The sequence below is a fragment of the Aeromonas sp. Prich7-2 genome, from assembly GCF_017939255.1.
Taxonomy (GTDB): domain Bacteria; phylum Pseudomonadota; class Gammaproteobacteria; order Enterobacterales; family Aeromonadaceae; genus Aeromonas; species Aeromonas caviae.
In genome coordinates this window covers 16,232-37,743 of the sequence record NZ_JAGKRI010000220.1, presented here as the reverse complement: position 1 = coordinate 37,743, position 21,512 = coordinate 16,232, and the positions used below count along the sequence as shown (strand labels likewise).

Annotated in this window: 16 protein-coding genes; 8 read left to right on the top strand and 8 right to left on the bottom strand. The window is 62.4% G+C overall.

Translation table 11 applies throughout. The features are described from left to right. Positions 1 to 73: 73 nt before the first annotated feature. On the bottom strand, positions 74 to 2,191 hold the full coding sequence (gene nrdD, locus J9892_RS21195; protein ID WP_210538906.1) for an anaerobic ribonucleoside-triphosphate reductase: 2,118 nt from the start codon (positions 2,189 to 2,191) through the stop codon (positions 74 to 76). Positions 2,192 to 2,630: 439 nt separating this feature from the next. On the opposite strand from nrdD, the gene J9892_RS21190 reads away from it, so the two are divergent. Further along, positions 2,631 to 3,599, top strand: a complete 969-nt coding sequence (locus tag J9892_RS21190; RefSeq protein ID WP_124814191.1) for an ABC transporter substrate binding protein — start codon at positions 2,631 to 2,633, stop codon at positions 3,597 to 3,599. A gap of 57 nt (positions 3,600 to 3,656) precedes the next feature. On the opposite strand, the gene ligA is transcribed toward J9892_RS21190, so the two are convergent. The 3 genes from ligA to J9892_RS21175 form a co-directional block, all read right to left on the bottom strand. Beyond that, positions 3,657 to 5,663: an NAD-dependent DNA ligase LigA gene (ligA, locus tag J9892_RS21185; RefSeq protein ID WP_210538904.1), complete on the bottom strand. Its 2,007-nt coding sequence runs from the start codon at positions 5,661 to 5,663 to the stop codon at positions 3,657 to 3,659. A gap of 99 nt (positions 5,664 to 5,762) precedes the next feature. After that, on the bottom strand, positions 5,763 to 6,893 hold the full coding sequence (gene zipA / locus J9892_RS21180; protein ID WP_210538902.1) for a cell division protein ZipA: 1,131 nt from the start codon (positions 6,891 to 6,893) through the stop codon (positions 5,763 to 5,765). A 15-nt stretch (positions 6,894 to 6,908) separates the two neighbouring features. Further along, positions 6,909 to 10,283 (bottom strand): AAA family ATPase, encoded by a 3,375-nt coding sequence (locus tag J9892_RS21175; RefSeq protein ID WP_113977727.1) that lies wholly within the window; start codon positions 10,281 to 10,283, stop codon positions 6,909 to 6,911. Between the two features lie 110 nt (positions 10,284 to 10,393). Between J9892_RS21175 and cysZ the strand changes: the two genes are divergently transcribed. Both cysZ and J9892_RS21165 read left to right on the top strand, forming a co-directional pair. After that, on the top strand, positions 10,394 to 11,158 hold the full coding sequence (cysZ, locus tag J9892_RS21170) for a sulfate transporter CysZ (RefSeq protein ID WP_052814897.1): 765 nt from the start codon (positions 10,394 to 10,396) through the stop codon (positions 11,156 to 11,158). A 134-nt stretch (positions 11,159 to 11,292) separates the two neighbouring features. Continuing rightward, positions 11,293 to 11,907, top strand: coding sequence for a trimeric intracellular cation channel family protein (locus J9892_RS21165; RefSeq protein WP_010673446.1), 615 nt, complete (start codon positions 11,293 to 11,295; stop codon positions 11,905 to 11,907). Between the two features lie 102 nt (positions 11,908 to 12,009). Here the strand turns inward: J9892_RS21165 and J9892_RS21160 are convergent, their stop codons facing one another. The 4 genes from J9892_RS21160 to J9892_RS21145 form a co-directional block, all read right to left on the bottom strand. Continuing rightward, positions 12,010 to 12,261 (bottom strand): hypothetical protein, encoded by a 252-nt coding sequence (locus J9892_RS21160; protein ID WP_010673445.1) that lies wholly within the window; start codon positions 12,259 to 12,261, stop codon positions 12,010 to 12,012. A gap of 103 nt (positions 12,262 to 12,364) precedes the next feature. After that, entirely contained in the window at positions 12,365 to 12,910 is a 546-nt protein-coding gene (locus tag J9892_RS21155; RefSeq protein WP_052814334.1) for a DUF882 domain-containing protein, read from the bottom strand. A 366-nt stretch (positions 12,911 to 13,276) separates the two neighbouring features. Then, positions 13,277 to 14,758 carry a L,D-transpeptidase family protein gene (locus J9892_RS21150; RefSeq protein WP_052814335.1) on the bottom strand — a complete coding sequence of 494 codons (1,482 nt, stop codon included), beginning with the start codon at positions 14,756 to 14,758 and terminating at the stop codon, positions 13,277 to 13,279. 91 nt (positions 14,759 to 14,849) lie between these two features. Then, entirely contained in the window at positions 14,850 to 15,617 is a 768-nt protein-coding gene (locus J9892_RS21145; protein WP_052814336.1) for a transporter substrate-binding domain-containing protein, read from the bottom strand. 309 nt (positions 15,618 to 15,926) lie between these two features. Between J9892_RS21145 and J9892_RS21140 the strand changes: the two genes are divergently transcribed. The 5 genes from J9892_RS21140 to J9892_RS21120 all read left to right on the top strand — a co-directional run bounded on the left by J9892_RS21140 (position 15,927) and on the right by J9892_RS21120 (position 21,453). After that, positions 15,927 to 16,472: a hypothetical protein gene (locus tag J9892_RS21140; protein WP_104454569.1), complete on the top strand. Its 546-nt coding sequence runs from the start codon at positions 15,927 to 15,929 to the stop codon at positions 16,470 to 16,472. Positions 16,473 to 16,529: 57 nt separating this feature from the next. Beyond that, a complete protein-coding gene (locus tag J9892_RS21135; RefSeq protein WP_041214702.1) occupies positions 16,530 to 17,588 on the top strand; it encodes a glycosyltransferase family 2 protein in 1,059 nt (352 codons plus the stop codon). After that, positions 17,585 to 17,956 (top strand): GtrA family protein, encoded by a 372-nt coding sequence (locus tag J9892_RS21130; protein ID WP_010673439.1) that lies wholly within the window; start codon positions 17,585 to 17,587, stop codon positions 17,954 to 17,956. The genes J9892_RS21135 and J9892_RS21130 overlap by 4 nt, the downstream gene beginning before the upstream one ends. Continuing rightward, complete coding sequence (locus J9892_RS21125) at positions 17,956 to 19,122, top strand: membrane protein (protein WP_029313951.1); 1,167 nt, start codon at positions 17,956 to 17,958, stop codon at positions 19,120 to 19,122. The genes J9892_RS21130 and J9892_RS21125 overlap by 1 nt, the downstream gene beginning before the upstream one ends. 207 nt (positions 19,123 to 19,329) lie before the next feature. Continuing rightward, entirely contained in the window at positions 19,330 to 21,453 is a 2,124-nt protein-coding gene (locus J9892_RS21120) for an alpha-amylase (RefSeq protein WP_052814339.1), read from the top strand. The last annotated feature ends 59 nt before the right edge of the window (positions 21,454 to 21,512 follow it).

The following is a 21,512-nucleotide window of genomic DNA, read 5'->3' as shown; positions in this document are numbered from 1 at the left end:
CCCCTTCGAAAGGGGGAGGAGCTTCTTTGCCCCCTCCCCTGCCAAGGGGAGGGCTGGGGTGGGGTCTGCCCGCTTACATATGCTTGACGCGGCGCTTCACCTCTTCCTGCTTGCCCGCGTTGAAGGGGCGCGCATCCGGGCTGCCGAGATAGCCGCACACCCGGCGGGTCACCGACACCTTGGCCGGGTCGTGGTTGCCGCAGCGCGGGCAGGTGAAGCCCTTGGAGGTGCACTCGAACTCGCCGGTGAAGCCGCAGTCGTAGCACTCGTCGATGGGGGTGTTGGTGCCGTAGTAGGGCACCTTGTCATAGCTGTAGTCCCAGACATTCTCCAGCGCCTCCAGGTTGTGCTGGATGTTGGGGTACTCGCCGTAGCAGATGAAGCCGCCGCTGGCGATGGGCGGATAGGGCGCCTCGAAGTCCAGCTTGTCGTAGGGGTTCACCTGCTTCTCCACGTCCAGGTGGAAGCTGTTGGTGTAGTAGCCCTTGTCGGTCACCCCGGCCACCACGCCAAACTCCTTGGCGTCGATGCGGCAGAAACGGGTGCAGAGGTTCTCGCTCGGGGTGGAGTAGAGACTGAAGCCGTAGCCGGTCTCCTCCTTCCACTCGTCGGTGGCCGCCTTGAGCCGCGCGATGATGGCGATGGCCTTCTGGCGCAGGGTCTCGCTGTCGAACAGGTGGACGTCTGTGCCATAGAGGGCGTTGATGGTCTCGTGTACCCCGATGTAACCCAGCGAAATGGAGGCGCGGCCATGTTTGAAGATCTCGCTGATGTTGTCATCGGCCTTGAGGCGCACCCCGCAGGCCCCCTCCATGTAGAGGATGGGAGCGACCCGGGCCTTGACCCCGTCGAGGCGCTTGATGCGGTACATGAGCGCTGTCTTGGCCACCCGCAGGGCGGCGTCCAGCTTGTCCCAGAAGTCCGCTTCATCGCGGGATTTCAGGGCAATGCGCGGCAGGTTGAGGCTCACGACCCCCAAGTTGTTGCGCCCCTCGTGGACCAGCTCGCCATTCTCCTCGTAGGCACCGAGGAAGGAACGGCACCCCATGGGGGTCTTGAAGGAGCCGGTGACCTTGACCACCTGGTCGTGGTTGAGGATGTCCGGGTACATCCGCTTGGAGGCGCACTCCAGCGCCAGCTGCTTGATGTCGTAGTTGGGATCCCCCGGTTTGTGGTTCAGGCCATCCTTGATGGCGAACACCAGTTTCGGGAAGACGGCGGTCTTCCTGTTCTTGCCAAGGCCGGCGATGCGGTTGCCTAGGATGGCGCGCTGGATGAGGCGCGATTCCCAACTGTCCCCCAGGCCAAAGCCGAAGGTGACGAACGGCGTCTGACCGTTGGCGGTGTGCAGGGTATTGACCTCGTATTCGAGGGACTGGAAGGCGTCGTGGCACTCCTTCTCGGTGCGAGCCATGGCGTAGGCATCCACGTCCCTGATCCCCCACTCCTCGGCCACCTCCCGGTGCTTGTGCCAGCTGATGGCCACATAGGGTGCCAGCACTTCGTCGATGCGGTTGATGGTGGTGCCGCCATAGATATGGCTCGCCACCTGGGCGATGATCTGGGCGGTCACCGCGGTGGCGGTGCTGATGGATTTGGGAGTGTCTATCTCCGCGTTGCCCATCTTGAAGCCGTGGGTCAGCATCCCCTGCAGATCGATCAGCATGCAGTTGAACATGGGGAAGAAGGGGGAGTAGTCGAGATCGTGGAAGTGCAGGTCGCCGCTCTCGTGGGCCTGCACCACGTCACGGGGCAGCATGTGACTGATGGCGTAATGCTTGGCGACGATGCCCGCCAGCAGGTCACGCTGGGTCGGGATCACCTTGGAGTCCTTGTTGGCGTTCTCGTTGAGCAGGGCCGCGTTGGTCTGCTCCACCAGGCCGCGGATCTCCTGGGCCAGGCGACCCCTGGCCTCGCGGGCCTGATCCCGGTCGTGACGGTATTCGATGTAGGCACGGGCGATGGCCTTGTCGTCGGAGGCCATCAGGTGGTTCTCGACCCGGTTCTGGATCTCGTGGATATCTACCTCCCCTCGCCCCTCCAGCTCCTGGCTGACAGCGGCGGCAATGCGCTCTGCCAGCGCCGGACTGGCCTGATTGACCGCTGCCGCCGCCCGGCTGACCGCATCGCGGATCAGTTGGCCATTGAATGGTGCACGACATCCATCGCGTTTGATCACTACCGGTTTCATCGATTTTCCCCGTATTGAAAGACCTGGTGGCCACCCTCGGCTCACCCTCGTTGAGTCCCCTTCTCCACGCCCGTCCCCGGCGCAAACAAGGTCAGCCAAGGCTTGAAACACCTGGGCTGACACTGAGAGGGCGACCACTTATGCACAGCTTTATGACACTATATATGGGTGTTTTTTTCATGTTCACCCCTATATGTGGGGTCTATTAGGCACCAAAGCGGTACCCTGTTTCTTGATCCAGAACAGGTTTTGGAAGGAGTGGGGCAGTTCACAACCAGTGCCAAAAGGCGCTCTTTTTGCTCACCCCAGACGGGATGCGGGCTCCCGCCCGGCAAGGGATAAAAAGAGAGGGACACGCCTTCCGACAACAATTGACCGAGGCGCCAGAGAGCGGGAGAGCACATACTGGGGAACAGTCTGTCCCTTGCGGAAAAAACACGTGACCAAGGTCTTGCTCCTGCTCTCCCTCCTCTCCCTCCCGCTGCTGGCCGCCGAGATCCTGGTGATCAGCAGCTATCACCAGAGCAACCAGTGGGATCAGAGCTACAGTGCCGGCCTCGAGCAACACCTCAAGCAGGCGCATCACCTAGGCTATCTCTATCTGGACACCAAGCGCCAGCCCGGCCAGACCCGTGACGAACTGCTCGCCAAGGGAATGGCCGCCTACCGGACCCACCAGCCGGCGCTGGTGATCCTGGGGGATGACAACGCCATCAACGCCCTCGCCCGACCCATCGCCGCCCGGGGAACGCCCGTGGTGTTTCTCGGGATGAACGAGAATCCGCGCCCCAAGGGGCTGGTCGGCCACCCCCTGATCACCGGCGTACTGGAACGCCCCCTGCTCAAGCGCAGCATCAGCGAGATGAGTCAGTTGATGGGAGGGCTGGAGCGTGCCCTGGTGCTGTTTGACGAAAGCGAGGTGTCCCGCACCGCCGTCGCCCACGAGTTCAAGGGGCGAGGCGAGCTGACGATCGGTCAGACCCGGGTCAGCAGCCGCCAGTTCACCGACTACGGACGCTGGCAGGAGGCAGTGCTCGCCAGCCGGGAAAATGGCTATCAGGCGCTCTTCCTCGGCCTCTACCACACTCTCACCGACGCTCAGGGCCAGCATGTAAGCGAGCAACAGGTACTGGCATGGACCAGCGCCAACAGCCCGGTGCCACTGTTCTGCTTCTGGGCCTTTGCGGTGGGCAGGGGAGCCGCCATCGGCGGCCTGGTGCTCGACGGCCACAGTCAGGGAGAGAGAGCCGCCGAACTGGCCAATGCCATCCTCTCGGGCACGGCGCCCGGCGCCCTCTCCCCCCGCGCCGCATCCCGCGGGGAATACCTGTTCAGCAAGAGCGAACTGGCACGCTGGCACCTGACGGCTCCCGATGCCTGGCAGGACAAGGTGAGCTACATCGAGTGAGCCCACCAACGACAAACCCGGCCAGTGGGCCGGGTTTGTCTGCTCAAACGTGCATCCTCAGGGCTGAATGGCCGCCTGCAACTCGGCTTCGGTCCAGATGGTGATCCCCAGCTCCTGGGCCTTGGCCAGCTTGGAGCCTGCCGCCTCCCCCGCTACCAGCACGTCGGTCTTGGCCGACACCGAGCCCGCCACCTTGGCCCCCAGGGCCTGCAGCGCCGCCTTAGCGTCGTTGCGGGACAAAGCGGTGAGGGTGCCAGTCAGCACGAAGGTCTTGCCGGCAAAAGGTTGATCGCTTGCCTCCTTCTTCTCGATGGCCGGCCAGTGGATCCCGGCGGCCAACAGGGCGTCGAGCACCTCGATGTTGTGGGGCTGACGCAGGAAGTAGTAGACGTGCTTGGCCACTATGTCCCCCACGTCGGCCACTTCCAGCAACTGCTCCACCGAGGCGGCGCGCAGGGCATCCAGGGTAAGGAAGTGGTTGGCGAGGTTCAAGGCGGTCGCCTCCCCTACTTCGCGGATCCCCAGGGCAAACAGGAAGCGGGGCAGCGTGGTGCTGCGGGCGGCATCGATGGCCGCCACCAGATTGAGGGCCGATTTTTGCCCCATCCGCTCGAGACCGGCCAGCTGGATGGCGTTGAGACTGAACAGGTCCGCCGGGGTCTTCACCAGCCCCTTGTCCACCAGTTGCTCCACTATCTTGTCGCCAAGGCCATCCACATCCATGGCGCGACGCGCCGCGAAGTGCTTGATGGCGGCCGCCCGCTGGGCCTCGCAGAAGAGACCGCCGGAACAGCGGGCCACGGCCTCCCCTTCCAGCCGCTCCACCGCCGAGCCGCACACCGGGCACTCGGTCGGGAAGAGGATCGCGCGGGCATCCGCCGGGCGCTGCGCCTCCACCACAGCCACGACCTGGGGGATCACGTCCCCGGCCCGGCGCACGATCACGGTGTCGCCGATCATGACGCCAAGGCGCGCGATCTCGTCCGCATTGTGCAGGGTAGCGTTGGAAACGGTGACGCCGCCGACAAACACCGGCTTGAGCTTGGCTACCGGGGTGATGGCACCGGTGCGGCCCACCTGGAACTCGACGTTCTCAAGCGCCGTCATCTCCTCTTCTGCCGGGAACTTGTGGGCGGTGGCCCAGCGCGGCGCACGGGCCACGAAACCGAGCTCCTGTTGCAGTGCTATGTCGTCCACCTTGTAGACCACGCCGTCGATCTCGTAGGGGAGCTCGCTACGGCGCGCCAGAATGTCGTCGTGAAACGCCTGGCAGCCGGCGGCACCCTCTTTGAGCTTCACTTCCGGGCTGAGCGGCAGACCCCAGGCCTTGAGCTGATTGAGGCGACCGAAGTGGGACTCCCCCAGCTCGTCGCCACCGACTCCCACGCCGTAGGCATAGAAGCTGAGGGGGCGGCTGGCGGTGATGCGTGAATCGAGCTGGCGTAGGCTGCCGGCAGCGGCGTTGCGCGGGTTGACGAACACCTTCTCCCCCGCCGCCAGCGCATCGCGGTTCATCGCCTCGAACCCCGCCTTGGGCATGAAGACCTCCCCACGCACCTCCAGCCGCGCAGGCCACCCCTGGCCGCGCAGGGTCAGGGGAATGGCCTTGATGGTGCGCACGTTCTCGGTGATCTCCTCCCCCGTGGTGCCGTCCCCGCGAGTGGCGGCCTGTACCAGCTGGCCATCCACATAGAGCAGGCTCACCGCCAGACCGTCCAGCTTGGGCTCGCAGCAGAAGGTAAAGCTCACCTCCCGCTTGAGGCGATCGCGCATGCGCTGCTCGAAGGCCTGCAACTCCTCGCCGCTAAACACGTTGTCCAGACTCAGCATGGGGATCTCGTGGCGTACCTGCTTGAAGGCGGTCAGCGGCTGGCCTCCCACCCGCACGCTCGGCGAGGCCGGCGTCTTCAGCTCGGGGTGTTCGGCTTCCAGCGCGATCAGCTCGCGCATCAGCCGATCGTATTCGGCGTCCGGCACCGTGGGGTTGTCCAGCACATAGTACTGATGACCGTACTCGATCAGCAGCTCACACAGTTGACGGTGGCGGGAGAGGATATCGCTCATGAAAAAGTCTCGAAGTGTGATGGAAAAACCGGCCAGTGGACCAATAAAAATGCGGCACCTGGGTACCGCACTTTTTATTCATTCGACCCGCATGGCGTATTAGTCGCGACTGGCCTCGTAGGCGGCCAGCTCATGCCGGTAACGGGCGATGGTCTCGTCGCTCAGCGGGCTGCGATCCATATCCGTCAGCATGGCATCGAGATCGCTCGCCAGCTGATCGGCGGCCTGCAACATGTGCTCGAAGGCGAAGGCGGCATTGCTGCGAAGGGGCAGTTGCATGAAGAGGGACACACCCGGGGTGCTGAACTGCTCCATGCGATAGGGGTTGAAGGTGCCCGGCTTGACCATGTTGATCATGGAGAAGAGCACTTCACCCTTGCCGTTCGGATCTTCGTGACGGTGGAAAATATCCATCTCGCCAAACTTGAAGCCCAGCGCCAGCAGGGAAGAGAGCAGGGTGGCCCCTTGCAGATCATGACCCGGACGGCCCATCAAGTTGATGACATAGACATCCTGCCAGATCTTCTCGACCGGGGCCGGAGCGGGTTCTGGCTCGGCTGCGTGAACCGGCTCTTCATAGGCTGGCTCGTCATCGTAAGCGGGCTCTTCATAAGCCGGCTGGGCGTAGCGGGGAGCCTGCTGGGCAACCGGTGCCGGCTCGCGTGCACCGAAGGTCGGCGCCTGGGCATAGGCCGGCTCCACCAGCGGCTCTTCGTCCAGCGGCTGCATCATGGGCTCGCGCTGCGGACGGGAACGGTGTACCGGCGTACGGCGGATCACCTGTGCAGGTTTGCGCACCGGCGCGGCAGGGGCCTCTTCAACAGGGGCGGCAACCGGCTCGTCATAGTCCTCTTCTTCCTCATACACAGGCTGAGGGGGGACAGGGCGAGCGGCAGGCTTGCGCACCACGGGAGGCGGCAGATCGGCGTCGTCATCTTCATCATCGAAGGCGGGAACGGGGGCGACACGGCGGGGTTCGGGCTGACGGGCCTCGTCGCTGCGCAGTTTGGGCTCGGCACGACGGCCACCGCTCACCACACGCACCTGACCGATACCATCGCTGTCGAAGGCGTCGTTGTCACGCTCACGGGACTTGGACTCCATCCGACCCAGGGGTTTCTCCTTGATCGGTGCCTGACGATTCTTTCTGTTGCTCCACAACCCGTGAATGAGCAATGCCGCGATGGCAATACCGCCCAGGGCAACCAAGATGTAACGCAATTCCTGCATTAGCTGCTTCTCTTTCTAGTTTTGCTCAGCCAAAGCGACGGCTTCACCGATATCGACCGACACTATGCGCGAAACCCCGGGCTCTTGCATCGTGACGCCAACCAGCTGCTCGGCCATCTCCATGGAGACCTTATTATGACTGATGTAAACGAACTGTACTGTGCTCGACATCTCTTTGACAAGAGAACAGAAGCGACCGACGTTCACTTCATCGAGCGGTGCATCCACCTCATCCAGCAGACAAAATGGTGCTGGATTGAGTCTGAAGATGGCAAAAACCAGCGCAAGGGCGGTTAGCGCCTTCTCCCCCCCGGAAAGCAGGGCAATGGTAGCATTCTTCTTGCCCGGAGGTCTTGCCATGATGCTCACTCCGGCCTCCAAAAGATCATCCGAGGTCAGCTCAAGCCAGGCACTGCCCCCCCCGAACACTTTTGGGAACAGGGATTTTAAATCTTCATTGACCTTATCGAAAGTGTCGCGGAAGCGTATTTGTGTTTCTTTATCAATTCTTTTAATGGCTTGGCTCAAGGTGTCGAGGGCCTGCTCCAGATCCTGGCACTGATTTTCCAGGTAGCTTGAACGGGTTTTCGCCTCCTCATACTCCTCCAGTGCCGCCAGGTTGATGGCGCCAAGCGCCTCCACCTGCGCCTCCAGAGTCTGGATCTCCTGGCGCAGCTTGCCGCGATCAGCGGCAATCAGCACCGCCTGATCGAGGTCCACCAGGCGCACGCCCAACTCTTCGAACTGCTCGTGCAGTCCCTGCCTGCGCGTCAGGTTGCGCTCGCGCTCGAGCCGCAGGGTCGCCAGCTTCTCCTGAATTTTCACCAGCTGCTTGTGATCGGCGCTTCTGGCCTGCTCCAGCTCGGTCAGCTGACGATCCAGCTCCGCGAGCCGCTGGTGACAGGCCAGTTGCTGCGCCTCAAGATTGCGCTGTTCGACCAGCAGGGGCGACAGATCCTGACTCGGAGCGGCCCCTGGCTCCTTGAGTTCCGCCAGCTCCAGGCCGAGACGGGCCAGCTCCTGCTCGCGCAGCGTGATGAGCTGGCGCTGGTTCTGCTGTTCCAGTTGCAACCGCTGGCAGGCCGCCTGCTGCTGCTCCCGGCGAAGGCGCACCTCTTCCAGCGCCCGCTCCGCCCCGCTCACCTGCTCCTGGGCGAGCAGCAGCGCCTCGGCGAGTACCTCCCCCTGCTCCTGCAGCTCGCCAAGGGCCGCTTCATCCTGCTCAAGCCGCTCCCCGGCCGACGCCAGCCGCTGCGCCTCCTCAGCCTGCTCCTTGTCGAGCCGGGCCAGCTCTTCCCCCAGCTGGCCCAGGCGCTGCAAGCGCTCCTGGCGCTGCCCCTCGCGCAGACTCCAGGCTTCGCGCAGTTGCTGCCACCGCAGCTCCTGCTCGCGCAGGGTGTGCTGAGCCAGCTCATGGGCACTGTGCAGCTGGGCCCGCGCTGCATCGGCGGCGGCAAGCTGCTCGTCGAGTCTGTGCAGCGCCTCCCGACCCGCGGCCAGCTCGGTGTGCAGCCGCTCACGCTCACCGAGCAGCGCCAGCGTACCGAGGGCCATGCCCTCCCCCAGATCCGCCCAGTTGGGGCCGAACCAGTCGCCGGCGGGAGTGAGCAGCGACTCACCGGCAGAGAGGCTGTGCAGGCGGGACAGCGCCTCCTCCCTGCTCTCTGCCAGCCAGATGGCATTGAGGAAAGCCGGAATGTGCTCGCCCCCCAGTTGCGCCGCCAGGGTACCGGCCCTGGCTGGCTGGACCGGGCCAATCCAGAGTCCGGGTTGCGCCAGGTTGCACTCGTCCGCCGGGATTGCGGTGAGCCAGCGGCCGAGCACCTTGTCCAGCCCCCGGGCCCACTCGGGGGGAACCTGCAACCGATCCGCCAGGGTCGCGCCCGCCATCTGCTCCCCCAGGATCTGATCCAGGGTGGCGAGGCGCGCCTCCAGCTCGCGCAGCAGGCCCTGCTGGCGACCCTGCTCTGCCTTGAGCTCTTCATGGCGCGACACACCGGCCTGCCACGCTGCATCGGCTTCCTCATGGCGGGCGCGGGAGAGCGAGAGTTCCGCCGCCAGGGCATCGAGCGCCGGTTGCAGGTTCTCCCCCTCCCCGCCAAGGGGCCCGGCCTGTTCGTCTTCCAGCTTGAGGCGGGCAAGCCGGGTCTTGGCCTGCAGCTCCTGCAGGCCATTCACCTCGGCGCGGGTCTGGTTGAGCCGCCCCTGCAACTGGCCCAGCTGCTGCTGCCACAGCTGCTGACGCTGGCGCGCCTGCTCGAGCCGATCGCCCGCAGCCGCACGCACGCTCTGCTGGTCGGTAAGCAACTGCTCACACTGCTCGAGGCGCGCCGACGCCACCTCCCCCTGCAACGTGCTGTCGCCCAGTTGCTCTAGCTGGCCGGCCAGCTGGGCCTTGAGGCCGTCGATACGCTCGCCGAGGGACTGCCGCCTCGCCTGCCAGTCGCGGCCCAGCTCGCTCTGGTGCAGTTGCTGCTGCTCAAGGCGAGCGATAGCCTGCCCACCGAGAAAAATCTGTTGCTGGCGGCTCGCCTGCTCGGCCTGCGCCTCCTGGCGGGCCACCGACAGGGTGACGTGACGCCCCTCGTCGGCGGTGCGCTTGGCATCGAGGGCCGCCAGCGCCTGTTCAGTCTGGGCCAGTTCGGTCTTGGCTTCGCCAAGACGCGTCTCCAGCGCCCACAGTTCAGAGCCGATCAGTTCGCTGCGGGCCGCGCGACTGCGACTCTTGAGCTGCTTGTAGCGCTCGGCGGTCTCAGCCTGGGCCTTGAGGTGCTCGAGGCGTGAGCCCAGTTCGCCACGGATATCGCCAAGGCGTTCCAGGTTCTCCTGGGTATGGCGGATACGCTGCTCGGTCTCGCGGCGCCGCTCCTTGTAGCGGGAGACCCCGGCGGCCTCTTCCATGAACAGCTTGAGATCGGCGGGGCGGGACTCCACCAGCCGGCTGACGGTGCCCTGTTCGATGATGGCGTAACTGCGGGGCCCAAGGCCGGTGCCGAGGAAGAGGTCGGTCACGTCCTTGCGGCGGCACTTCTGGCCGTTGATCTGGTAGTGATTGGAGCCGTCGCGCAGCACTTCGCGGCGCACCGAGATCTCGGTAAAGCGGCCGAACTCGCCGGGTACCCGGTTGTGGGGATTGTCGAACACCAGCTCCACCGAGGCGCGGCCATGGGCGCTGCGGTTGATGGAGCCGTTGAAGATGACGTCGGTCATGTTCTCGCCGCGCAGATGGCGGGCGGAGCTCTCCCCCAGCACCCAGCGCACGGCGTCGATGACGTTGGATTTGCCGCAGCCGTTGGGGCCCACCACGGCAGTCATGTCGGCGTTGAGTTCGATGCGGGTCGGCTCGACAAACGACTTGAAACCGGCGAGTTTGATCAATTTCAGACGCATGGCGGCCTATGTGGGTAACGAAATAAAGAGGAGGCGGGCAGGCGACTTTACCAAATCAAAGGCTTGTTTGTAATATGCTGGCACTTTCCCCATTCACTGATGGATCTCACATGAGCCAATCACCCCACATGGTCAAAGATTCGGTCAGCGGTGCAGACTACTTCCTGCGCGGCTTCTCACTCATCCGCCAGCCCGGCATCCGCACCTTCGTGCTGATCCCCCTGCTGGTCAACTTCGTGCTCTTTGTCGGTGCCTTCTACGCCCTGTTGCTACAACTGGACGGCCTGTTCGCCTGGCTGCACCAGCAGATCCCGAGCTGGCTCTCCTGGCTTGATTACCTGCTCTGGCCCATCGCCCTCATCACCATACTGGTGGTCTTCTCCTTCATCTTCAGCTCGGTGGCCAACTGGATAGCTGCCCCTTTCAACGGCCTGCTGGCAGAGAAGGTGGAACAGATCCTCACCGGTGAAGCCATGAATGACACCGGCATGCTGGATGTGGTGAAAGATGTGCCCCGTACCTTCGGCCGCGAATGGACCAAGCTGAAATACTATCTGCCCAAGGCCATCGGCTGCCTGATCCTCTTCCTGATCCCGGTAGTGGGCCAGACCCTGGCACCCGTGCTCTGGTTCCTGCTCAGCGCCTGGATGATGGCGATCCAGTATGTCGATTATCCGTTCGACAACCACAAGATCGGCTTCATCACCATGCGCGACGCCCTCAAGCAACGTCGTGGAAAGTGCCTGAGCTTCGGCGCCCTGGTGACCCTCTTCTCCGCCATCCCGGTGGTGAATCTCTTCGTGATGCCGGTGGCCATCTGTGGCGCCACCGCCATGTGGGTAGACCAATACCGCAGCGAGCAACTTGGACGCTGAACCGCGTCATCATGATCAAAAGAGGGGGCGAAAGCCCCCTTTTCATTACTTAATCTAATGCATAGCCAAGATAGCTTGTCGCCCCAGCGCAGGGTTGTTAGGATGCGGGCCTTTCTCGCACCCTGGGATATCTCATGTTACATGCACTCTTCTTGCTCGGCCTGGTGGCCGAAGGGATGACTGGCGCGCTGGCAGCGGGTCGGCGACGGATGGATCTGTTTGGCGTCGTGATCATCGCCTCGGCGACGGCCATCGGTGGCGGTACCATTCGGGATGTGCTGCTGGGCCACTATCCCCTGCTCTGGGTCGAGCACCCCGAATACGTGCTGCTGGTGGCGGGCGCCGCCATGGCCGGGGTCATCTCGGCCCCGCTGATGCGCTACCTTGGCAAGCTGTTCCTGGCGCTCGATGCCCTGGGGCTCGTGGTCTTCTCCATCTTCGGGGCTGCCCGGGCGCTCGAGATGGGCCACGGGGCCGGCATCGCCTGCATCATGGCCGTGGTGACCGGCGTGTTCGGGGGGGTACTGCGGGACTTGCTGTGCCAGCGTATCCCGCTGGTGTTCAAGCGCGAGCTCTATGCCGCCGTCTCGCTGATCACCGCCGCGCTCTACTGCTTTGCGCTGCACCATGGGCTGCCCAACGACTGGGCCGCTTTCGGTGCCATCGGCATCGGTTTCGTGCTGCGGCTCCTGGCGGTACGCTTCAAATGGGGACTGCCCACCTTCAACTATCAGTACGCCACCCATTGAACACGCCAGTTCCTGGCCATATCGCACGGATAACGAGCAACAAAAAAGCGCCATACGGCGCTTTTTTGTTGGGCATCGGCAAATCGGCAAGAGAGTAAAAGGTCAGTTGATCCCTTCCGAGCTGAAGAAGGTCGCCTTGTCGGCGATGAAACGCACCTTGATGTTCTTGCCTTCCCCTCCCCAGACACAGCTCGTGGTGCCGAGAGCATCGTCGCAACGCTCGGCCTTGCCGAGGATGGCGCTCGCTTCGGCATAGCTCATCCCGACTTTCAGCTTGTCGTAGCTCTCGCGGTTGAGCTTGCCGCAACCAGTCAACAACAGGGCGATGAGCCCCCCGATCACAATCTGCTTCATCTTTCTCTCCTCTGGCTGGAGTCCAGAGCCTAGCAGCTTGGTCCCCCTCAATGCCAGCGGCAAAAAGACACAATCGGCACTCAACCCTTGAGGAAATCCCGACTCACCAGCTACGAACGGGGCCTGTGTCCAGGTGCACGAAGTTGTCGGAAGGGTAATAACCCACACCGCCCACCTTGAGGTTCAGGGCGGCCTTGCGCAGGTGCGCCAGCTGCACGCCGGGGATGCGCACGTCAACCGCCTGCCCCAGGGTGTGGTAGCTGTGCTTGGCAACACCGCGACTCTTGCGCCGCTTCTGCTGATTGGTGGTCGGGGAGCGATAACCCGAGATGAGCTGGATTTCGCCGTGGCGCCCCAGCTTGTGTTGCAGCAGAAAGAGCTGATCGAACAGCTTTCTGTCGATGTTGAACACTTCGTTGCGACGGTAGTCACGGAAAATATGGTTGAGCTCCGCCAACCCGTCACTCAGATAGTGGCCATCTTCCCAATAACTGGCGCGTACCCGCTCGCCGGTATTGAGGTTGAAGAAACTCAGTTCCCGTCCCGAAGTGCTGCGGCTCGCAAGCGCAGGGAACGACAGCAGGCTGGTCCCCATCAGGCAACCCGCCCCCAGCAGCAGACGGCGTCGGCTTATCTCTTGTCCCAGCATCCGTTGTCCGTCCATCTCATGGTGAAGTCACACAGGTGAATGAATTTGATACAAGGGCCGAAACTACCTGCCAGAAAAAGCGCTGTCAAACCCCATTCACCCATGAAAAAGCCCGGCACGGGCCGCAATGCTGTTCACTTAAGAGAATTTGAGTTCCAGTCTACGTAGTATCAGGACAAAAAATCGAGGGAGGCATGATGCCTCCCTCTTTCTATTGCAAGCCCCGCTGGATAAAGGCTGGAGGAAGATCGACTGGACACAGCCTTGCCCCCTCAACTCAAATCCAATTTATGAATAATCAGTCAAAAAAGTGCTTATCTGAACAGCATTGCGGCACGGGCCGGGCTTGTCACTCTGTGGCGAGGATCACAGCAAGCGGCTTTGATAGCTGACTCTGTCGAATCCGTAGATATCGTTGCGCAGTTGCTGACGTCCCTCTTCATCAATCCAGCTGCTCCAGTAGACGGTAAACACCGGGATAGGGTTGCTCAGGGGCAGCCACTTGGTCTGGGTCTCTTTCAGGATGCTGGCTACCTTGTCCGGCTGATAGCGGGAGTCCGCCAGCAGCAGCTCTGCCAGATCGTCGGCGTGTTCCACCCGGATGCAACCCGAGCTGAAGGCACGGGCCCCCTGCTCGAACAGCGCCTTGCGCGGGGTGGAGTGGAGATAGATGGCATCGTTGTTAGGCAGATAGAACTTGTAGCGACCCAGGGCATTGTGATCCCCCGGCTTTTGCCGCAACCGGTAAGGGAAACCGGAGGCCAGCGCATGGTGCCAGCCATCTTCGCTGAACTGCACCGGATTGCCCTCGCCGTCGATCACCTCGAACTGTTCGCGATCCAGGTAGGCAGGATCGCGCCCGAGCTTGGGCAGAATGTCCTTGCTCAGGATGGAGCGCGGCACGTGCCAGGCCGGGTTCAGCACGATGGAGCGGATCTCGCTGGCGAGGATGGGGGTTGCCCGCTGCTCCTTGCCGACGATGACCCGACTAGTGAAGACCTCGCTGCCCGACTCCACCACGCTCAGGCGGTAGTCCGGAATGTTGACCAGCACATAGCGACCGGCAAGGTGATCCACCAGATCACGGCGCCACAGGTTGCGAACCAGCAGGCTGGCGCGCACCTCGGGGCCGGTATTGAGCCAGCTGCGGGTCTGACGGCCGATGATGCCGTCGGCGGTCAGGCCGTGGCGGCGCTGGAACTGCTTGATGGCCTGTTCGGTCTCGGGATCGTAGAGGCTGTCCTGGTGAGTCGGGGCACTGTCCCCCAGTTCGTTCAGGATGGAGCGGATCTGGCCGAGCTCGGTCGAGCTCTCCCCCGCCCTCAGGGTCGGCATGGAGAGGATGGGCCAGTGCTTGGCCATGGGCATGGCCAGCAGCTTGCGCACTTCTTCGCGCACGGCGTCGTATTCCGCCACCTGTGGCCTGAGTTGCCTGACCTGCTCCAGCAGATTGTCTCCCTGGGGAGCATGGGCCAGGGGGCGGTTCAGATCCAGCTTGAGGGTCTGCATCTGTTCGCGCGCGACCAGATCCATCCCTCGCCAGGCCTGCTGGAACCGGGCCAGCTTGCCAAAGGCCTCATCGTAGAGGGCACCGCGCCGATCCGCCGGGGTCTTTTGCAACTGCTGCCAGAGGCGGTAGAAATCCGGATGCAGCTGGGCCAACACCGCTTCCTGCAACTGCTGTTCAAGCTCATGACGAGCCTGCTCGGCCACCTCGTTCTGATACCAGTCATGCTGGATGCTGGGACTGGCCACTACCGCCTGTTCCGTGCTGGCATGAACCATGCTGGCCGGCCAGCAGCCCAGCCAGATGAGATTCGCCAATGCCAACCAATACTTCTTACCCATGCTTCTTACCACGCTTGCCTCAAATCGGTTCATTTCGGCCTGTCAGGCGCGACGGTCAGGACCCCATGATGCGTGAATGCCGACGACTTTGCTAGCGGACGGAGGTGTAACGACGCCAGATGAGTTCCTGCTCCCCGCTGTCGCCGACGGCCACTATCGCCTCGTTGAACCGCGCTACGAATTCCCCGGACAGGGTCTTCTTGCTCAACATGAAAAAGGTGGGCGTCTCATGGATCGCCATGGTGTGGGGGACGACCGCATCCGACAGCCCCTCTCTCTTCAGACCCCAGGGCGTGGCCAGACTATCCCCGAGAAAACCGTCTATCCGCCCAAGCAGCAGCTTGCGATAGTTTTGCACATCGTTGACCTCGCTCACCTGGTTGCGGTATCGCTGCAGAACCTTGGTGATTTCCGGGCCGTAATAGTAGTCCCTGGTCACACCGAGGCGATGCCCGTGGGCCAGCCAGCTCGCCAGATCCGACTCCTCCCCGGTACCGGATTTGCGTACCCAGAGCGATGTCCGGCCCGGGTTGTAGGGGATGGAGAACCAGGCATAACGCGCCCTGTCATCGGCAAAATACGCCTCCATCACGATGTCCAGCCGACCCCGCTCAAGATCGTGCAACCCCCGCTTCCAGGGACGCTCCACATAGACCAGATGACAACCCAGCCGATTCGACACGGCATTGAGGTAGTCGACCGCAAATCCACGCAGTTCCCGACGTGCTCCCTCTTGCTGGTAATAGTGGTATGGGGGCCAGTCATCGAAACCGACGCGAAGGGGGGAGGAGCAGAACGATTGCGCCCACAACGGTTGGAGGGGCAGACAGCAGAGCACACACAGAGAGAAGAGTCTCATGGGTCATCCTTGACAACGGGACAGGCCATCTTAATTCTGCCCGGGTGAAATGGCGACAGATCCTGCCACAACAAAGCACAATATCAGCCGTTTGCCTGATGCGCCCCAGGTGGCGGCAGACAGGTTGGCGCCGAAAAAGCCACAATCAAGAAGAGGAAGCAAACGACCCCAAAGCCCCTTGGTAAGCAGGGTGATTGAGGGTTAATATGTGAGCAAATATATTTTTGTGATCCACTATGCTTTTTTTGCAATTGGATTAGCATATGCGCGAAATCTGCCTATCAATCTGTCGGGCGTCGAGTGAGTAATATGACCTACAAAAAGTTCGGTTTTCTGGCTGCCATCCTGGCACTGAGCGGTTTCTACCTTTATACCCTCTATCTGGCCGCTCACCCCAACGTGAGCCTGGCTTACAAGCTCTATTACCTGGAAGGCAAGACCCGTTTCTGGGAGCACAACTCCAGCATGACCCTCCAGCCTGGCAACGAACTCAACCTGACCAAGCCGAGCCGCTTCCTCTCAAGCGAAGGCTGGGCCAAGAAGCCCAGCGAGCAAGGCACCGAGCTGAGCGGTCAGGGCGGTCTCTATTTCGTGCTGCCCAAGCAGCAGGCCCAGCCGGAGCAGCTCACCATCCAGGCCAGGATCAACAGCCCTCAGGCTGGCACCCTGCTCAAGGTGGCGCTGGGTCATGATTTCACCACCACGGTCAAGCTGGCCAAGGCGGGCATCAACGAGATCCGCCTCAGCCTGCCGGGCGACTCCCTGACCGCCGATCCCAAGCGTCCCAACTTCCTGGCGCTCTCCGCCCCGACACCGCTCAACGTCCAGTCCGTGCGACTGACCGTGGCTCAGTGAAGCGGAATGCCCCAAGTATCTGTTCCGTAAAATAATTCTTTCAATAAGGAAGTTCCCATGTCCCGTGCCGATTTTCGACTCTCTCTGGTCGTTCCCGTTTACAACGAGGAAGAGAGCATAGACGCCTTCATCAGCGCGATAGATACCGAACTGGCCCCGCTCAAAGACCAGCTTGAAATCGTGTTCGTCAACGATGGCAGCCGTGACCGCACCCGTGAGGTGGTCGAGCAGGCCATCGCCCGGGATCCCCGTGTGACCCTGGTCAACCTGGCCCGCAACTTCGGCAAGGAAGCGGCCATGACCGCCGGCCTGCACCAGGCCAAGGGCGACGCCATCGTCCCCATGGACGTGGACCTGCAGGATCCCCCCTCTCTCATTCTGGAGTTCGTCAAGCTGTGGCAGACCGGCGACTATGACACCGTCTACGGCATCCGGGTGGATCGCAGCGCCGATACCCCGATGAAACGCCTGACCGCCGGTGGCTTCTACCGCTTCTTCAACGCCCTCTCCACCAGCACCAAGCTGCCGGAGAACGCCGGTGACTTCCGCCTCATCGATCGCAAGGTGGTCGAGGCCATCAAGCAGTTGCCGGAGCGCAACCGCTTCATGAAGGGGCTGTTCGCCTGGGCCGGTTTTCGCGCCGTCGGCGTTCCCTACGAGCGCCCGGCCCGCCATGCCGGCGAAACCAAGTTCAACTACTGGAAGCTGTGGAACTTCGCCCTTGACGGCCTGATGAGCTTCTCCAGCTGGCCGCTGCGGGTGTGGAGCTACATCGGGGTCGGTGTCTCCTTCATCGCCTTCCTCTATATCCTCAAGATCATCACCCAGGTGCTCTTCTTCGGTATCGACGTGCCCGGTTACGCCTCCCTGATGTCGGTCATGCTGTTCCTCGGCGGCATCCAGCTGCTGTCGCTGGGCATCATCGGCGAGTACATCGGCCGCATGTTCGTCGAGGTGAAACAGCGCCCCGTCTACCTCATCGAAGGGGTCTACGGCCAGTACGCCAAGCAGGATGAAGAGCAGAAGCAGGAAGTGCCCACCACCAGCAAGAAGGGCGCTGGCAAGAAGGCCGCCGCGAAAGCCGCTGATGATCAGCAGGAGCAGGCGTCTCAATGATCTCCCGCGAGGAATTCTGGCGGCTGGTTCGCTTCGGTTTTGTCGGCGGGGGGGCCACCCTCGTCGATCTGGGTACCTCCATCGCCCTGTTTCATACCTGGCCGGCCATCTCCGAGCACCTGGTCACGACCCTGGCCTTTGCCGTGGCGTTCTGGTTCTCGTTCTTCGGCCATCGCTACATCACCTTCCAGAAACAAGGTGCCGCCAGCAAGTTCCTGCTGGTTGCCCTCTTCTCTCTGGCGGTGCGTAATCTCATCCTGAGCGGTTTGCTGTTTGCCGGTCTCTCCGGCCTGTTGCCGGTGGTGATCGCTACCCTGACCGTCACCGTGCTCACCTACGTTCTCTCCCGTATCTGGGTTTTTGCCTGATGAATGATATGACCAATACCGCCCCGTCAACCGGGGCTGCACTCCCCTATCGCCCGTCACTGCGCATCAGCGGCCGCGACTGGCTGATGATCGTCGCCGCCTTCGTACTGAGCCGGGTGGCGCTCTATGGCATGGGCTATTTCGGCGTCCAGCTCTATGGCGCCACCGACATCGGGCCGCTGCAAGCCTACTGCCAGTTCGACTGCGTCTGGTTCCAGCGCATCATCGAGAATGGCTACGACCTCTATCCACGCTGGCTGAGCAAGGGCAATGCGGCGAACTGGGCCTTCATGCCCCTCTATCCCATGCTGGCCGGCGGTCTCTCCAGCCTGTTTGACATGGAGAGCCTCATCGGTCTGATGCTGGTGGCCAACATCGCCTTCTTCATCAGCCTGCCCCTGATGCTGCTGGTGCTGCGCCAGCTCAAGCTGGGGGACGACACCGCCCGCTTCGGGGTCTGGCTGCTGGCCTTCTCCCCCTTCTCCGCCTATTTCGTCTCCGGCTATACCGAGCCCATGTTCATGGCCTTGATGCTGGGAATGTTCCTGTTCGCCTACCGCGAACAGTGGCTTATGGTCGCCTTCCTCGGCATCTTCATCTCCGCCACCCGCAACCTGGGGGTGATGATGGTATTCCCGGTGTTGATCCTGGCCCTGCAGGCCTACGGCTGGCGCGAGTTCTTCCGCTTCACCGAGCGGGCCTTCAAGGTGGTGTTCACCCTCTGGCTCATTCCCCTCGGCCTCTTCTCCTACATGGTCTATCTCTATCACCTCACCGGGGATGCCCTGGCCTTCAAGCACATCCAGGTGGCCTGGGGCCGCTATATGGACAGCCCCCTGGACTGGTGGCTGAGCGGCTTCGAGCTGGGGGGGCGCAAGGCCTATCTCTCCATCATGGTGATCTTCGGCTGGTGCCTGAATGGCTACCTGTTCAGCCAGAAACGCTGGGCCGAAGCGACCCTGATGTTCATCTGCTGCACCATCCCCCTGATGACCGGCCTCAACGCCATGCCCCGCTACATGTTCGGCCTCTATCCGACCCTGCTGGCCATCGTGCTGCTGGCCCATCGCTGGCCTGCCATCCGCCCTGCGGTGCTCTGCATCAGCGGCATGGTTGCCTCCTTCATTGCGGTGGCCTTCGTCAACTTCAAGTTCTTCACCGTGTGACGCCACCCCGAATGCCTACAAGCCGGTCAACTGACCGGCTTTTTTCATGGCCGCGACACCCAGTTCACACTTTTCCATTCTTGAAAACGTAACCATTTGAACTGACGTCACAAATCGGTATTTTACCGGTCCAAGCCTGCCCCAGCGCGCCCTAGAATGAGTGCCTCAACGGACCCTGCTCCTCACACTCTGCTCAAGGAATGGCTTATGCGTCTCTCTTCGCGCCCCGCTCTTCGCCCATCACCCCTGTGGCTGGCCGTGCTCGCCACACCGCTGTTCATCGGTCAGGCGATGGCGGCCCCCGAGGTCTATCTCCATGTGGATGGCAAACCGGTGGCCGAGGCGCTGACGCTGGACAAGGGCACCGTCACCCTGACCCACAGACTGGACAAGGGGAGTCACCAGATCCGCATCAGCGATGCGGGCAACAGCTGCGGCACCAGCTTCGGGCCAACCGAGGCCAAGCCCCTTCCCTTCGGCACCGCCCAGCCCATGGACAAGTGCAGCAAGGGGACAGACTTCAATCTGAGGGTGATGCTGGCGGGGGACTACGAGTTCACCTTCAACCCCGATACCCCCAGCCTCAAGGTGTTGCGGGCAACCAAAAAGAGCGAGTTCAAACGCCAGCCTCCGGAAGAGCCCTGCATCAGCTGGGATGGCGGCCCGGTCACGACATCACTCAAGGGAGTCTGGCCCGACGGCACCCGGTTGCGGGATGCCTACTCGGGACAGGAAGCCGTGGTCAAGGGCGGCAAGATCACCCTGACACCGAGCAAGGAGAGCGGCGGCCTGCTGCTGCTCGAGCCGGTCAAGGCCGCCAAGCCTGCTCCCTTCAGCTGGGATCAGGCGAGCGTCTATTTTCTGCTGACCGACCGCTTCCACAACGGCGATCCCGCCAATGATCACAGCTTCGGTCGTCAGAAGGATGGTCAGGACGAAGTGGCCACCTGGCATGGCGGTGACTTCAAGGGACTGACCGAGAAGCTCGACTACATCAAGCAACTCGGCATCAACGCCATCTGGATCACCCCCATGGTGGAACAGGTCCACGGCTTCATCGGCGGTGGCGAACAGGGGAACTTCCCCTTCTACGCCTACCACGGCTACTGGGCGCTCGACTTCACCAAGATAGATCCCAACTACGGCGACGAAGAGAGCCTGAAAACCCTGGTGGACGAGGCCCACAAGCGCGGCATGCGGATCATCCTCGACGTGGTGATGAACCACGCAGGCTACGCCACCCTCGCCGACTTGCAGGATCTGGGGCTCACCGATCTCACCCAGAACACCGGCAAGCTGCCGAGTCGCTGGAACGAATGGCGCCCGAGCGGCGGCCTCAACTGGCATGGCTACAACCAGTTCATCGACTACCAGTCATCCCACTGGGACAAGTGGTGGGGCCCTGACTGGGTGCGGGCCGGCCTGCCCGGCTACCCGCAACCCGGCACCGACGACGTCACCGGTTCGGTGGCGGGACTGCCGGACTTCCTGACCGAATCCACCAGATCGGTGGGGCTGCCACCGCTGCTCGCTGCCAAAAAAGACACCAGGGCCAAGGCCCTGCCCAACGCCACCGTGAGCGATTACCTCATTGCTTGGCACACCGACTGGGTGCGCCGCTTCGGCATCGACGGCTTCCGTGCCGACACCGTCAAACACCTGGAGCCCGCGGTCTGGGCCAGGCTCAAGCAGGCGGGCACCGACGCGCTCAAGGAGTGGAAGGCCGCCAACCCGGGCAAGGCCCTCGATGACCTTCCCTTCTACATGGTGGGCGAGGTGTGGGATCACGGGGTCGCCAAGGACTTCTGGTACCAGCACGGCTTCGATTCCCTGATCAACTTCGACTACCAGCGTGAATTCGCCCTGCCCCAGGCCCAGTGCATGGCAGGGGCAGAGCCCACCTATGCGAGCTATGCCAGCCGCATCAACCAGGATCCCGAGTTCAACGTGCTGAGCTACATCAGCTCCCACGACACCAAGCTCTTCTTCGGCGACTATCAGGACGTGGCGCTGCAACGGCGGGTGGCCAACAGCTTCATGCTGCTGCCGGGGGGCATCCAGATCTACTATGGCGACGAGTCCGGCCGGGGACTGGCCAAGGATGGCGGCGTGTTCGATCAGAGCGTGCGCTCGGACATGAACTGGCAGGAGCTGGCGAGTGGCGAGAAGGCGGAGCTGGTCAAGCACTGGCAACGGCTCGGCCAGTTCCGTGCCGCCCACCCTGCCATCGCGGCGGGCAGCCACAAGAAGATTTCCGATGTCCCCTATGGCTTCGTGCGGGAGAAAGGAGAAGACAAAGTGGTCGTGGTCTTCGCGGGTCGGCAGAAATAGCGACCTGGCCTGAATAAAAAGGGGAGCCGATGGCTCCCCTTTTTTGTCTTGCCGACGCC

Coding starts and splice junctions, on each gene's coding strand:
- J9892_RS21145 (WP_052814336.1), bottom strand. CDS start 15,617: ATGAGACTCTTCTCTCTGTGTGTGCTCTGCTGTCTGCCCCTCCAACCG.
- J9892_RS21125 (WP_029313951.1), top strand. CDS start 17,956: ATGAATGATATGACCAATACCGCCCCGTCAACCGGGGCTGCACTCCCC.
- J9892_RS21175 (WP_113977727.1), bottom strand. CDS start 10,283: ATGCGTCTGAAATTGATCAAACTCGCCGGTTTCAAGTCGTTTGTCGAG.
- zipA (WP_210538902.1), bottom strand. CDS start 6,893: ATGCAGGAATTGCGTTACATCTTGGTTGCCCTGGGCGGTATTGCCATC.
- J9892_RS21155 (WP_052814334.1), bottom strand. CDS start 12,910: ATGCTGGGACAAGAGATAAGCCGACGCCGTCTGCTGCTGGGGGCGGGT.
- cysZ (WP_052814897.1), top strand. CDS start 10,394: ATGAGCCAATCACCCCACATGGTCAAAGATTCGGTCAGCGGTGCAGAC.
- J9892_RS21150 (WP_052814335.1), bottom strand. CDS start 14,758: ATGGGTAAGAAGTATTGGTTGGCATTGGCGAATCTCATCTGGCTGGGC.
- J9892_RS21160 (WP_010673445.1), bottom strand. CDS start 12,261: ATGAAGCAGATTGTGATCGGGGGGCTCATCGCCCTGTTGTTGACTGGT.
- J9892_RS21130 (WP_010673439.1), top strand. CDS start 17,585: ATGATCTCCCGCGAGGAATTCTGGCGGCTGGTTCGCTTCGGTTTTGTC.
- ligA (WP_210538904.1), bottom strand. CDS start 5,663: ATGAGCGATATCCTCTCCCGCCACCGTCAACTGTGTGAGCTGCTGATC.
- J9892_RS21140 (WP_104454569.1), top strand. CDS start 15,927: ATGACCTACAAAAAGTTCGGTTTTCTGGCTGCCATCCTGGCACTGAGC.
- J9892_RS21135 (WP_041214702.1), top strand. CDS start 16,530: ATGTCCCGTGCCGATTTTCGACTCTCTCTGGTCGTTCCCGTTTACAAC.
- J9892_RS21165 (WP_010673446.1), top strand. CDS start 11,293: ATGTTACATGCACTCTTCTTGCTCGGCCTGGTGGCCGAAGGGATGACT.
- J9892_RS21120 (WP_052814339.1), top strand. CDS start 19,330: ATGCGTCTCTCTTCGCGCCCCGCTCTTCGCCCATCACCCCTGTGGCTG.
- nrdD (WP_210538906.1), bottom strand. CDS start 2,191: ATGAAACCGGTAGTGATCAAACGCGATGGATGTCGTGCACCATTCAAT.